At 69.0% G+C, this 12,094-nt stretch carries 16 protein-coding genes; 14 read left to right on the forward strand and 2 right to left on the reverse strand.

The annotated features are described in order from the left end of the window. Positions 1-75: 75 nt before the first annotated feature. Positions 76-978: a sigma-70 family RNA polymerase sigma factor gene (locus tag ACIG5A_RS36595; RefSeq protein ID WP_397248742.1), complete on the reverse strand. Its 903-nt coding sequence runs from the start codon at positions 976-978 to the stop codon at positions 76-78. A gap of 172 nt (positions 979-1,150) precedes the next feature. Here ACIG5A_RS36595 and ACIG5A_RS36600 point away from each other — a divergent pair, with 172 nt between their 5' ends. Together ACIG5A_RS36600 and ACIG5A_RS36605 are read left to right on the forward strand one after the other, a co-directional pair. Continuing rightward, positions 1,151-1,567, forward strand: a complete 417-nt coding sequence (locus ACIG5A_RS36600; protein WP_397248744.1) for a DoxX family protein — start codon at positions 1,151-1,153, stop codon at positions 1,565-1,567. A gap of 26 nt (positions 1,568-1,593) precedes the next feature. Continuing rightward, the gene (locus ACIG5A_RS36605) at positions 1,594-2,757 is read left to right on the forward strand and encodes a serine hydrolase domain-containing protein (RefSeq protein ID WP_397248746.1); all 1,164 of its coding nucleotides are present in this window, start codon (positions 1,594-1,596) and stop codon (positions 2,755-2,757) included. Here the strand turns inward: ACIG5A_RS36605 and ACIG5A_RS36610 are convergent. Beyond that, a complete protein-coding gene (locus ACIG5A_RS36610) occupies positions 2,745-3,152 on the reverse strand; it encodes a hypothetical protein (RefSeq protein WP_397248748.1) in 408 nt (135 codons plus the stop codon). The two genes, ACIG5A_RS36605 and ACIG5A_RS36610, sit on opposite strands and share 13 nt — an antisense overlap. A 74-nt stretch (positions 3,153-3,226) precedes the next feature. On the opposite strand from ACIG5A_RS36610, the gene ACIG5A_RS36615 reads away from it, so the two are divergent. From ACIG5A_RS36615 to ACIG5A_RS36670, 12 genes are all read left to right on the forward strand, one after another. Then, a complete protein-coding gene (locus ACIG5A_RS36615; RefSeq protein WP_397248750.1) occupies positions 3,227-3,787 on the forward strand; it encodes a helix-turn-helix domain-containing protein in 561 nt (186 codons plus the stop codon). 161 nt (positions 3,788-3,948) lie between these two features. Next, positions 3,949-4,290: a 50S ribosomal protein L19 gene (rplS, locus tag ACIG5A_RS36620; protein ID WP_011210681.1), complete on the forward strand. Its 342-nt coding sequence runs from the start codon at positions 3,949-3,951 to the stop codon at positions 4,288-4,290. Between the two features lie 99 nt (positions 4,291-4,389). Beyond that, positions 4,390-5,169, forward strand: coding sequence for a signal peptidase I (gene lepB / locus ACIG5A_RS36625; protein ID WP_397249447.1), 780 nt, complete (start codon positions 4,390-4,392; stop codon positions 5,167-5,169). A gap of 89 nt (positions 5,170-5,258) precedes the next feature. After that, a complete protein-coding gene (locus ACIG5A_RS36630) occupies positions 5,259-5,981 on the forward strand; it encodes a ribonuclease HII (protein ID WP_397249449.1) in 723 nt (240 codons plus the stop codon). A 46-nt stretch (positions 5,982-6,027) separates the two neighbouring features. Next, positions 6,028-6,333: a DUF2469 domain-containing protein gene (locus ACIG5A_RS36635; protein ID WP_011210678.1), complete on the forward strand. Its 306-nt coding sequence runs from the start codon at positions 6,028-6,030 to the stop codon at positions 6,331-6,333. A 107-nt stretch (positions 6,334-6,440) separates the two neighbouring features. Beyond that, positions 6,441-6,797, forward strand: coding sequence for a YraN family protein (locus ACIG5A_RS36640; RefSeq protein WP_397248752.1), 357 nt, complete (start codon positions 6,441-6,443; stop codon positions 6,795-6,797). Position 6,798: 1 nt separating this feature from the next. Further along, positions 6,799-8,307, forward strand: coding sequence for a YifB family Mg chelatase-like AAA ATPase (locus ACIG5A_RS36645; RefSeq protein ID WP_397248754.1), 1,509 nt, complete (start codon positions 6,799-6,801; stop codon positions 8,305-8,307). 59 nt (positions 8,308-8,366) lie between these two features. Continuing rightward, positions 8,367-9,497 carry a DNA-processing protein DprA gene (dprA, locus tag ACIG5A_RS36650; protein WP_397249451.1) on the forward strand — a complete coding sequence of 377 codons (1,131 nt, stop codon included), beginning with the start codon at positions 8,367-8,369 and terminating at the stop codon, positions 9,495-9,497. Positions 9,498-9,566: 69 nt separating this feature from the next. Beyond that, positions 9,567-9,824 carry a ribbon-helix-helix protein, CopG family gene (locus tag ACIG5A_RS36655; protein WP_397248756.1) on the forward strand — a complete coding sequence of 86 codons (258 nt, stop codon included), beginning with the start codon at positions 9,567-9,569 and terminating at the stop codon, positions 9,822-9,824. Then, positions 9,821-10,255 (forward strand): type II toxin-antitoxin system VapC family toxin, encoded by a 435-nt coding sequence (locus ACIG5A_RS36660; protein WP_397248758.1) that lies wholly within the window; start codon positions 9,821-9,823, stop codon positions 10,253-10,255. Before ACIG5A_RS36655 ends, ACIG5A_RS36660 begins: the two co-directional genes overlap by 4 nt. 47 nt (positions 10,256-10,302) lie before the next feature. Then, on the forward strand, positions 10,303-11,226 hold the full coding sequence (locus tag ACIG5A_RS36665) for a tyrosine recombinase XerC (RefSeq protein WP_397248760.1): 924 nt from the start codon (positions 10,303-10,305) through the stop codon (positions 11,224-11,226). A gap of 56 nt (positions 11,227-11,282) precedes the next feature. Further along, positions 11,283-12,005: an acetoacetate decarboxylase family protein gene (locus ACIG5A_RS36670; protein WP_397248762.1), complete on the forward strand. Its 723-nt coding sequence runs from the start codon at positions 11,283-11,285 to the stop codon at positions 12,003-12,005. The last annotated feature ends 89 nt before the right edge of the window (positions 12,006-12,094 follow it).

Genomic DNA, 12,094 nt, shown 5'->3' on the forward strand with positions numbered 1-12,094 from the left:
GTGCTTCCCGCACACCGATTCGCCTGCGATCCGGTGTGCGGGAAGTCGATCGGCGCGCGGCCGCGCCTGTGCGGTTCAGACGGTCGGCAGCTCGGCGAACTCGTCGAGCGGCAGGCGCGCGAGGCGTTCGGCGTCCGAGAGCAGATCGATCGCCGCGATGACGCCGTCGCGGACGGTGAACGAGATCACCGAAACCGTCCGCGTGCCATCGGTATTGAGCAGCCCAGCCACGCCGTTGATCAGAACTGGCTGCGACGCATAGGCATTCGAGAAGCGGCGGAACTCCGACAGCTGACCGGCCACCGCCGCGGCGCCGCGCAGCACGAGCATGCCGCCGCCGAATGCCGCGCCGCCGTCGGCGCGCAGCACCACATCGGGATCGAGAATCGCCAGCAGCGCGTCGAAATCGCCACCCCGCGCGGCACGCAGGAAGGCGTCGACCACCCTGCGCTGGCGCGGCAGATCCCGGTCCGGCCGCGGCGCCTGGTCTTTGACCCGGCGGCGGGCCCTGCTGGCCAGCATCTTCGCCGCCGCGGCCGACTTGCCGACCACCGGCGCGATCTGATCGAACGGCACGGCGAACATATCGTGCAGCACGAAGGTGACCCGCTCGGCGGGATTGAGCGAGTCGAGCACGACGAGCAGCGCCATACCCACCGAATCGGCAAGTACCGCTTCCTGTTCCGGCTGGGTGCCGTCGTCCGGACTGAGGATCGGATCGGGCAGGTGCTCGGCGAACGCGTCCTCGTGGCGAATCTTGCGTGAGCGCAACATATCCAGGCACACCCGGCTGACCGCGGTGGTGAGCCAGCCCGCCAGGTTGTCGATCTCGCTCGCGTCGCTGCGGGCCAGCCGCAGCCACGCCTCCTGCACCGCGTCGTCGGCCTCGCCCAGCGAGCCGAGCATTCGATAGGCCACCGTAGTCAGATGCGGGCGATGCTCCTGGAACCGTCCGGCCAGCACATCGTGTTCATGCACAGTCTTCTCCCTCGGCGTCGTCTACCGAGATGACGGCACAGCTCGCGCGATCGTGACAAGCGCGTGCGCATCCGTGGTGTGGATCACGTCGGCGGCGTTACCTTCGCGGTTCGTCATCCGTCAGATCGGCAGTACGTCGGCCCAGCGCCGACGTCCCCGAGCGAAGGAGCGAATGATGAAATCCCGCACCAAGAATGGCTTGTTGAAGGCCGCCTACCTCGGTGCCACCGGCATCGTGCTGACCGAATCGGTGGTCGGCTCGTACTGGGATGTGGCCCGAGTCCCCTACGTCAAAGACGTTTTCGACGAGCTCGGCTACCCGATGTATTTCGCCAGCATCATGGGCGTCGCCAAGGCCGCCGCGGTCGCGGCCATCGTGGCGCCCGGCTTCGCGCGCTCCGAGGAGTGGGCCTACGCCGGGCTGACCTTCGTCTACGGCGGCGCCGCGTTGTCGCACCTGTCGATCGGCCACAAGAAGGACAGGTGGGTCGGCCCCCTCGTCTTCGCCGGACTGTCCGCCGCGTCCTATGCACTGCGTCCCGCGATCGGCTACCGGGGCACCCCGTTGTCCGCGTTGCGGCGCGCCTGATTCCGACCACTTCCGAAGGAGCAATCGTGAACCACACCATCGACGTACAGGGCAGTGTCGCACCGGGATTCGAGGCAGTGGCCGACGAGTTCGCCGCCGTGATCGCCGAGGAGAACGGCGAATCCGGCGCCCAGCTCGCGGCTTTCGTGCACGGACAGCAGGTCATCGATCTCTGGGCGGGCGAGCACGTCACCGGCGACACCCTCACCGGTGTGCTGTCGTCGACCAAGGGCGCGGCCACGCTGGTCGTCGCGCTGCTCGTCCAGGAAGGGGCGCTCGACATCGACCGCCCGGTGGCCGCGTACTGGCCCGAGTTCTCGGTCTCCGACAAGGCGGACATCACGCTGCGCCAGGTGCTGACCCACCAATCCGGTCTGATGGGCGCCGATGGCGGTTTCACCTTCACCGAGCTGGCCGACGATCGGCTGATCGCGCGCCGAATGGCGTGGCAGCGGCCGTATTTCCGGCCGGGCGCGGCGCAGGCCTACGGCAGCTTCGTGCCGTTCGCGATCGTCAACGAGGCGGTGCGGCGCAGCACCGGCAGCTCGATCCAGGAACTGTATGAGGACCGTATCCGCGCGCCCTACGCGCTCGACTTCTACCTCGGGCTGCCCGCCACCGAGGAGCAGCGCTACCTGCCGGTGCTGCCGTGGCTGGCGACACCCGAACTGCAGGCCGTGTTCGAGGCGAATTCCCCCAATCCGCACGGACTGGCCGGAATCTCCTACAACCTCAACGCGCTCGCCGGTTTCGCGCCGAGCGACGTCTTCGAGCTGCCCAACGATCCCGCGGTCCGTTCGCTCGGCCCCGCCTCGATGGGCGGCGTGAGCAGTGCGCGCGGGCTGGCCGGTCTGTACGCGGCCGCCATCTCCGAGATCGACGGGCGCGCGGCCCTTTTGAAGCCGGATACGCTCGGCGCGTTCGCCACCGTTCAGCGGGCCGGTGACGATCTGGTGCGCGGGAATCGGATGCCCTACGCGATCGGTTTCGAGGCCAAGGGGCTGGAGTATCCGTTCCTGAGCGCGAACGCCTTCGGTCACGCGGGCGCCGCGGGATCGGACGCGTTCGCCGATCCGCGCATCGGCCTCACCTACGGCTACACCCGCCGCCGCGCCGCCTTCGGGTTCGCGGGCCCGGAGAACGCCAGGCTGGCCGCGGCCGTGCATCGTGCGGCAATTCAGCTGGGCTGAGCGGCAATTCGCGGTTCGAGTGCGATGTGCAGACAGGCGGCGATCAACGCCGTCTCGGCCACGCCGCAGGCGAGCGCGAGCAGGAACTCCGCGCCGGGCGCGGCGGTCACCAGGTCGAACCACAGGTCGATCGCGGCGGCGCCTGCCACCGCCGCCGCCACCGTCTTGGCCCGGGAATCGTTGCGGCGCAACAGCATTGTCGTGAGCGCGCAGCCACCGGCCAGTAGCAGGTCGAGGCCGACCCACGCCGTCGACCAGTTCCGCACCTGCGTGGTGTTCGGCAGCGTGGTGGCGAGTACCGCCGCCCACGGCAGCAGGGCCACCGGGGTCGCGGCGAGTAGCCAGGGCGCTCGATCGCGGACCTGGCGGCGGGGAAGGAGTGCGGTCATAGCCATGCCGCCCACCGTACGATCGCAAAGAGATTTTTGCAAAGGATTGTTTGCAAAGACTTCTTTGCTATCCTCGGCCCATGCGTAAGGCCGAAGAGATGAGCAGCGCCGAGCGAACCGCGCTCTATCGCACGCTCGCCCATCCATTGCGCGGGCAGATCCTCGCGTACCTGGGCAAACACGGTGAGGCGAATTCGGCCGCCCTGGCCGGGGTGCTGCACGAGAGCACTGGCACCACCAGCTACCACCTGCGCAAGCTGGCCGAACTCGGGCTCATCGAGGAGATCGCGGAGAAGTCGGCGGGGCGCGAACGCTGGTGGAAATCGGTGCCGTTCCAGCACGTCACACCGGACCCCGCCGCGATGGCGCCGGAGGAGCTGGCCGCCGCCGAGCATCTGGCCAGGCTCAGGGCGAGTCGCGATACGGACCTGTACCACCGCGCCGTGCGGGAGTGGACGGGCCCGGACGGCTGGGCGCAACTCTGGCGGGCGGGCTCCTACCTGACCAAGGATCAGGTGGCGGCGTTCGCGGCCGAATTCCAGGAGTTGCTGCGCCGCTACCAGGTCATGCGGGCGGACGCGCCCGACGACGCCCGTCAGATGAACATCCGCCTGTTCGCGGTGCCCGACGAGCAGGCCTGATCCGGGGGGCGATTTTTCGCGCGACGCGCCGATCTGGCACAATGCTCAGGTTGCCCTGGGTGGTTGTCGACCCGGCGCACCCCATTATCCGGAGCATGAACCGGCCGAGCACCCACGGTGCCGCCAGGGTCCTCTGTTCTTGCGAACCCATAAGGATGGAAATGAACACCCTTGACTTCGTCGACGAGAAGTCGCTGCGCAGCGATGTCCCCGACTTCCGGCCGGGTGACACGCTCAACGTGCACGTGAAGGTCATCGAAGGCTCGAAGGAGCGTATCCAGGTCTTCAAGGGCGTCGTCATCCGGCGCCAGGGCGGCGGCATCCGCGAGACCTTCACGGTCCGCAAGGTGTCCTTCGGTGTCGGTGTCGAGCGCACCTTCCCCGTGCACAGCCCCAACATCGACCACATCGATGTGGTGACCCGCGGCGATGTCCGCCGGGCCAAGCTGTACTACCTGCGCGATCTGCGCGGCAAGGCCGCCAAGATCAAGGAAAAGCGCTGAAGTAGCCTTTTCCCGGCGCGAAAGACCTTCTGATAGCCCGGCATCGGACCAATGTCCCGGTGCCGGGCTAATCTGTTCGGCGTGGCAGACGAAAGTGGGTTGACGGTGTCCGAGTCGAACGACGACGGCGCGAGTCGACGCCGCGGCAAGCGGCAGGGGGACAAGAAGGAGAAGAAGCAGCGGCCGTTCTGGCAGGAGCTGCCCATCCTCATCGGCATCGCGGCGATCATCGCCGCGCTGATGGTCACCTTCGTCGGCAGGCCGTACGTGATCCCGTCGCAGTCGATGGAGAACACGCTCAAGATCGGCGATCGGATCTACGTCCAGAAACTCAGCTACTACTGGGGCGATCCGCAGCCCGGTGATGTCGTGGTCTTTGTCGGCCCGTCCTCCTCGTGGAATGCCAGCCACCGCTCCATTCGCTCGGACAACACGGTGGTCCGCGGCGTGCAGAACTTCTTCTCCTTCTTCGGCCTGGTACCGCCCGACGAGAACGATCTCGTCAAGCGGGTCATCGCGGTCGGCGGCCAGACCGTCCAGTGCTGCGATGCGCAGGGCCGGGTGATGGTCGACGGTAAACCGCTGGACGAGCCGTACGCCCGCTACGACGTGCCCTACGTGCCGGGCAGGCAGGCCGGTCCGGACGCGCGCAAGGGCCAGAGTTCGGCAGGCCGGGAATTCGGGCCGGTGAAGGTCGCCGAGGGCCGGGTCTGGGTGATGGGCGACAACCGCAACCAGTCCGCCGATTCCCGGTATCACATGGACGACGAATACGGTGGCCAGGTTCCGGTATCCGATATCCGCGGCAAGGCGGTGTTCCGCATCTGGCCGATCAACCGGATCGGGCCGATCCACGCGGTGGATCCCCAGACGAATTGATCCAACGGCCGCAGGATAATTGAACCGTGGGGCAGGAACCGGTGACACAGGTTGGTCGAGTGAGCGGCGGTTGGCCGCCGCGTGTCGTCATGCGCCGTGCGAGCGGACTGCGCACCCTGGAGGCCGCGCTGATCCGCAGTGGCCTAGGCCCGGTCGCCGGGGTCGACGAGGCGGGGCGCGGCCCGTGTGCCGGGCCGCTCGTCGTCGCGGCATGCCTGCTCGCGCCGAAGGCGTACGACAAGCTGGCCGGTCTCGACGACTCCAAGAAGCTCACCGAATCCGTGCGCGAGGAGCTGTATCCGGTCATCACCCGGCTGTCGCTGGCCTGGAATGTCGTGGTGATCCCGGCCTGGGAGATCGACTCCATCGGCATCCACGTGGCCAATATCGAAGGGATGCGCCGCGCGGTGGCCGGACTCGGGCGCCGGCCCGGATATGTGCTCACCGATGGTTTCCGGGTGCCGGGTATTCCGGTGCCCTCGCTGCCGGTGATCGGCGGTGACGCGGCCGCCGCCTGTATCGCCGCGGCCAGCATCCTGGCGAAGGTCACCCGCGACCGGATGATGGTCGAACTGGACGAGCGATTCCCCGGCTATGGTTTCGCGACGCACAAGGGATACAACACGCCCGAGCACCTCGCGGCGCTGAACCAGCTCGGACCGAGCGCCGAGCATCGGCGCTCGTGGCGCAACGTGCGCGAGATGGGCGGTCCGCGGGCCGCTCGCGGTGCCGCCGACCACGCCGGCGCCGTGCTCACCGAAGACGCCGATGCCGATGGCCGAGTGGCTACCGACACGGCCCATGCGCGATGATGTCTGCACAGGACACAATGCGGCGAGAAGGAGGACGTCCCACCCGATGAGTGCCGAGGACCTGGAGAAATACGAAACCGAGATGGAGCTCTCGCTGTATCGCGAGTACAAGGACATCGTCGGTCAGTTCTCGTACGTGGTGGAGACCGAGCGCCGCTTCTACCTGGCCAACTCCGTGGAGCTGCGCCCGCAGAACGCCGACGGCGAGGTGTACTTCGAGGTACGGATGAGCGATGCGTGGGTCTGGGATATGTACCGGCCCGCCCGCTTCGTCAAACACGTCCGGGTGATCACCTTCAAGGACGTCAACATCGAGGAGCTGGAGAAACCGGACCTGCGGCTACCCGAGTGATCGGGTAATACCGCCCGGTTGTCCACAGGTGGGCGGTTATCAACAGGTTTTCTGTTTGCCCAGGTCGACGCGGTGGACCGGTCGTGCGGGCCGGGCACGCTGTCCGGGTGGCAGACACAAAGGCGCTCGGCGCACACGGAGAAGAGCTGGCGGCCCGCTACCTGCGGGCCGAGGGCATGGAGATCATCGCGCGCAACTGGCGATGCAAATACGGCGAGCTGGACCTGATCGCGCAGGACGCGAAGGTCACCGCGTTCGTCGAGGTGAAGACCCGCAGCGGGCTCGGGTACGGCATCCCCGCCGAATCGGTCACCTTCACCAAACGGCAGCGGATCCGCAGGCTCGCGCTGCTGTGGCTGAACGAGCAGGAAGGGCCGTGGCGCCGGGTCCGCTTCGATGTCATCTCGGTACTGCTGACCCGTGGGCACCGCCCGGTGATCGACCACCTCCAAGGGGTGTTCTGAGATGGCCCTCGGCCGGGCCCATTCGGTCGCGGTCACCGGGGTGGACGGTCAGCTCGTCGAGATCGAGGCCGACGTCGGGCAGGGGCTGCCCTCCGTCCATCTGGTGGGGCTGCCCGATACCGCGCTCCAGGAATCCCGTGACCGGGTCCGCTCGGCGGTGGCGAACTCGGGGGAGAAGTGGCCCGACGGCCGGGTGGTCCTCGCCCTCTCGCCCGCGACGCTGCCGAAGGTCGGCAGCGTATACGACCTCGCCTTGGCCACAGCGGTATTGGACGCGGCGGGCGCGATTCCATCGGAGCGGCTGGCCAAGACCGTCCTGCTCGGCGAACTCGCCCTGGACGGGCGGGTCCGCCGGGTCCGCGGCATCCTGCCCGCGGTGATCGCGGCGCGCAACGCCGGATGGGCCACCGTTGTCGTGCCCGAATCGGCGATGGCCGAGGCCGGACTCGTCGACGGGATCGAAGTGTTCGGTGCGCTCAGCCTGCGCACCGTCGTCGCCTGGTTGCGTGGTGAGGGCACGCTGGCCGAACCGGACGGGCGGCTGCCCGACACCGTGCGCTCCGGCGGCGATCTCAGCGAGGTGGTCGGTCAGGAGGAGGCCAGGTGGGCGCTGGAGGTGGCCGCGGCGGGCGGCCATCACCTGCTGCTGACCGGGCCGCCCGGTATCGGGAAAACCATGCTGGCACAACGCCTTCCCGGACTGCTGCCGCCGCTCACCGAAACCGAGGCGCTGCAGGTGACGGCCATCCACTCGATGGCGGGCGCGCTGTCGGGCGACCAGCCGTTGATCACCGTGCCGCCCTTCGTCGCGCCGCACCACTCGACCTCGGTGGCCGCCATGGTCGGCGGTGGCTCGGGTGCGGCGCGGCCGGGGGCGGTCAGCCTGGCTCACCGTGGCGTGCTGTTCCTCGACGAATGCGCCGAGATCGGCGGAAAGGTGCTGGAGGCGATGCGAACACCGTTGGAGGAGGGCGAGATCCGGATCGCCCGCCGCGACGGCGTCGCCAGATACCCCGCTCGGTTCCAGCTGATCCTGGCGGCGAACCCATGTCCGTGCGCGCCGGCACGCGATGTCGACTGCATCTGTGCGCCGCTCGCGCGGCGGCGCTACCTGGGCAAGTTGTCCGGTCCGCTGATGGATCGCATCGATATCTGGGTGCAGATGCACGGCCAGTCCGGCGCCGCGTTCGCGGGTGAGATCGCCGAGAGCAGCGCGGTGGTGCGGGCCAGGGTCGCGGTGGCCAGACAGGCCGCGGTGGACCGCTGGCGGGAGTACGGGTGGACCACCAATGCCGAAGTGCCGGGACATGTACTGCGCCAGCGCTTCCGGTTGCCGCGCGAGGCGGTCGCCCCGCTGGAGACGTCGCTGCGGCTCGGCCGGATGTCGGCGCGCGGTGCCGACCGGGCGATCCGGGTCGCGTGGACCATCTGCGACCTGCGCGGCGGCGAACTGCCGACGGCGCAGGATGTGCTGTCGGCGTTGAACTTCCGGCAGCGGGGCGCGCAGTGAGCGGCGCGCCGGTCGATCTGGACGGGATCGGGGCGGGTGGCACGGCGGATGAACGGCGGCTGGCCTGGGTGTATCTGTCGCGGGTCGTGCACGGCCCGTGCGCGGCGCTGTCCGCGCTGATCGAATCGGTCGGCGTGCTGGAGGCGGCGCGTGCGGTGCGGGAGAGCGCACTGCCCGAATCGCTGCGCGAACCCACCGAGCGGCGGCGCGGAATCGACACGGCCGCGCGCGATCTGGAGCTGATCGAACGACTGGGCGGCCGGGTGGTGACGCCCGACGACCCGGAATGGCCCGCCTGGCGGCTGCTCGGGCTGACCCAGCTGGACGCGGGCCGCGACCGCGACGGCGCGATCCCGCTGGTGCTGTGGGTGCGCGGCCCGCGCTCACTGCTCGAATCGAGCGAGCGCGCGGTGGCCGTGGTCGGTGCGCGATGCAGTACCGCCTACGGCAATCAGGTGACCGGCGAGATCGTGAGCGAGCTCGCCGCACAGGGGTGGACGATCGTGTCGGGTGCGGCTTTCGGCATCGATGGCATGGCACACCGTGCGGCGCTCGCGGTGGACGGCCCGACGATCGCGGTGCTCGCCTGCGGCGTCGATCGGCCGTATCCGGCCCAGCACGAGCGGCTCATCGACGAAATCGCCGATACCGGACTGGTGGTCAGCGAATATCCGCCGGGCGCCGCCGCGCGCAAACATCAGTTCCTGGCGCGCAACCGTTTGATCGCCGCACTGGCCGACGGTGTCCTCGTCGTCGAGGCGGGCCTGCGCAGCGGTGCTCGTAACACCGTGAAATGGTCACGCCGCCTCGGTCGTCCGGCCCTCGCGATCCCCGGTTCGGTGAACTCGGCCGCGTCCGTCGGCTGCCACCGCATGATCCGCGACGGCGAGGCGCTACTGGTCACCCGCGCCGAAGAGGTCATCGACGAGGCGGGCCCGCTGCGCCTGTCACTGCCGGACGGCGCGCGGGCCGACAACCCCGCCGACGCGCTGAGCGGTGACGAAGCCCTGATCTTCGAGGCGCTCCCGGTAATCGGTTCCCGCAGGCCGAGCGAACTGGCCGACCAGTCCGGCCTCCCGTTGTCCGCGGTGCGCGCCGTACTGCCCGCCCTGGAACTGGCCGGGTTGATCGGCGCAGGCGAAAACGGTTGGCACCGAACGGCATCGCCCCGCTCGACCACTCCGCGATAGGTGATCCCATGCAAACAACCCCCGAAAAGAAAGGCGCCCAACATGTATGGTGCTGGTACCATAACCACCATGCTAAAGAAGACGACCGTCATGGTCGACGAAGAGGATCTGGCTCTCATCAAGGAGGCGGCCATGCGCGAAGGGCGACCCGAATCGGAGATCTTCCGCGAGGCATTCCACATTGCCGCGCTGCGCACCAAACGCTGGAGCGAAGGCTGGGACATCCCCCGGCTGGACTCCGGACGCCCGGTGACGGCCGACGACATGCGCCAGACCGTGTCGGACGCGGTCGTCGGCAAATATCGGAAGCGGACCGAAGGCCGGTGATCCTCATCGGTGACACCTCGGGGCTGGTCGCCGCGCTCGAGGTTCGCCATCCCGATCACGAGGCGGCGCGCACCGTACTGGCCGAGGCGGCGCTGACCGTGGTGTCGCCCCTGGTCTTCCTGGAGATCGAGCACATCGTCCGGCGCGACTTCGATTCCGGCGTGGCCGGTTCGGTCAACGACTGGCTGCTGACCCAGGAAGTCTCAGGGCGGATCTCGGTCCCGGCGTTGTCGAGTGCGCATCTGATCAAGGCCCGCAGGGTGCAGGACCGCTATGCCGATCTCCAGCTCGACCTGACCGATGCGGTCAGCGTGGTGCTTGCCGCCGAATACGAAACGGAGGACGTGCTGACGCTCGACCACAAGGACTTTCGGGCGGTGACCCCGCTCACCGGCGCCCCGGCGTTCCGGCTGCTGCCCGCCGATCGCTGACGGCGCGGTGGCTTGCGTGCCGGGGCCACGACCGCGACGGTGGAGAGATGGACGAACTGCCCGAGGATCTGGACGCACTGCTGGCCGAGTACGGGCGATACCTGGAGCTCGGCCGGAACCGGTCGGCGCATACGGTCCGGGCCTACGTGGGGGATGCGCGGTCTTTGCTGGCGCATCTGGTCGCGCGGTCGGCGGATTCGGCGGTGCGGGAACTGGACCTGGCGTTGCTGCGCTCATGGTTGGCGGCGCAGTCGACGAACGGCGCCGCGCGGACCACGATGGCCAGGCGCGCCTCAGCGGCGCGCACCTTCACGGCGTGGCTCACCCGGACCGGCAGGCTCCCCGTCGATCCCGGGTTGCGGCTCGGCTCGCCGAAGGCGCATCGCGTGCTGCCCGCCGTACTCGGCAGGCAGCAGGCGGCCGAGGCGATGGACGCGGCGGAATCCGGTGCGGCCCAGCATGATCCGATGGCGCTGCGGGACCGGCTGATCGTGGAACTGCTGTACGCCACCGGGATTCGGGTCAGCGAGCTGTGCGGGCTCGATATCGATGACGTCGACCGGGAGCGGCGGGTGGTGCGGGTACTCGGCAAGGGCAACAAGGAGCGGTCGGCGCCGTTCGGCGGACCTGCGGACGAGGCCATCCAGCAGTGGCTGCATGTCGGGCGGCCCGCGTTCGCCGCCGCCGACTCCGGGCGTGCGCTGCTGCTGGGCCGTCGCGGCAGGCGGTTGGATCAGCGTCAAGCCAGAACCGTTGTGCACGAAGTTGTTTCGGCGATTCCGGGGGCGCCCGATCTCGGTCCGCACGGCCTGCGGCACAGCGCCGCGACCCATCTGCTCGAGGGTGGCGCCGACCTGCGGGTGGTGCAGGAACTGCTCGGTCACGCCAGCATGGCGACCACCCAGCTGTACACCCATGTATCGATCGAACGGCTGAAGAAGGTGCACGACCAGGCGCATCCGCGCGCATAGTCCCGATATAGAACTGAAACGTGTTATAGTTCGGCCGCACGAGGAAGGCGGCCAGGATGAGCACGCACACCGTTCTCGGTCGGGAGGTCCGGATGCCCGTGCGGATCCGGCTGGCACGCGCCTTCATGGCGACCTACCTGGTCCCGGCCGACCAGGCGCAGCGACTCATCGACTACTCCGGCTTGCGCGTCCTGCGGCTGCCACGCGGCCGTGCGCTGTGCACCCTGGTTTTCGTCGACTACCTCGACGGAGATCTCGGCCCCTACAACGAATTCGGCGTCTCCTTCACGGTCGGCCAGCACACCGCCGCCGGCCGCGGCGGCCTGCGCGCGCTGGCCACCGGCCGGGCCGGCGTCTTCATCCACCGGCTGCCCGTCGACGGCGAATTCACCCTCGCCGCGGGCCGCGGCATCTGGGGCTTTCCCAAGGAGCTGGCCGAATTCACCGCCACCCATGAGGGTCCGGTCCGCCGCGGCGTGCTGCGGCAAGACGGCAAGCTCGTGGTCGACCTTGCCGTCCGGACCGGGACCGCGATGCCGTCCCGACGCAACGCCTCCTCATCTTTCGACGCCTACTCCCATATCGATGGCGTCACCCGCCGCACCCAGTGGCGCATGGAGCCGACCGGCATGCGTGCCCGGATCGGCGGCGCCGAGCTGACCCTCGGCGACCATCCGTGCGCACTGGAACTCGCCTCCCTCGGCCTGCCGAAGCGCGCGCTGATGGCGTCGGCGGTCGATCGGCTGGCGATGACCTTCCAGGACGCCACCCCGCTCTGACTACCCATGACTGCACGTCGAAGGCGCGGGCGTAGTGCGTGCCGGTGGCCCCGGCCGCGGCGGGCGGCGCGACGACCCGCCGGGACGTT

Source organism: Nocardia sp. NPDC052566 (assembly GCF_044547285.1).
Taxonomy (GTDB): Bacteria; Actinomycetota; Actinomycetes; order Mycobacteriales; family Mycobacteriaceae; genus Nocardia.

Excerpts from the sequence above, each read along its gene's own strand:
- ACIG5A_RS36670 (WP_397248762.1), top strand. The coding sequence starts at position 11,283 with ATGAGCACGCACACCGTTCTCGGTCGGGAGGTCCGGATGCCCGTGCGG.
- ACIG5A_RS36665 (WP_397248760.1), top strand. The coding sequence starts at position 10,303 with ATGGACGAACTGCCCGAGGATCTGGACGCACTGCTGGCCGAGTACGGG.
- ACIG5A_RS36630 (WP_397249449.1), top strand. The coding sequence starts at position 5,259 with ATGCGCCGTGCGAGCGGACTGCGCACCCTGGAGGCCGCGCTGATCCGC.
- ACIG5A_RS36645 (WP_397248754.1), top strand. The coding sequence starts at position 6,799 with ATGGCCCTCGGCCGGGCCCATTCGGTCGCGGTCACCGGGGTGGACGGT.
- ACIG5A_RS36610 (WP_397248748.1), bottom strand. The coding sequence starts at position 3,152 with ATGGCTATGACCGCACTCCTTCCCCGCCGCCAGGTCCGCGATCGAGCG.
- ACIG5A_RS36615 (WP_397248750.1), top strand. The coding sequence starts at position 3,227 with ATGCGTAAGGCCGAAGAGATGAGCAGCGCCGAGCGAACCGCGCTCTAT.
- rplS (WP_011210681.1), top strand. The coding sequence starts at position 3,949 with ATGAACACCCTTGACTTCGTCGACGAGAAGTCGCTGCGCAGCGATGTC.
- ACIG5A_RS36600 (WP_397248744.1), top strand. The coding sequence starts at position 1,151 with ATGATGAAATCCCGCACCAAGAATGGCTTGTTGAAGGCCGCCTACCTC.
- ACIG5A_RS36655 (WP_397248756.1), top strand. The coding sequence starts at position 9,567 with ATGCTAAAGAAGACGACCGTCATGGTCGACGAAGAGGATCTGGCTCTC.
- ACIG5A_RS36635 (WP_011210678.1), top strand. The coding sequence starts at position 6,028 with ATGAGTGCCGAGGACCTGGAGAAATACGAAACCGAGATGGAGCTCTCG.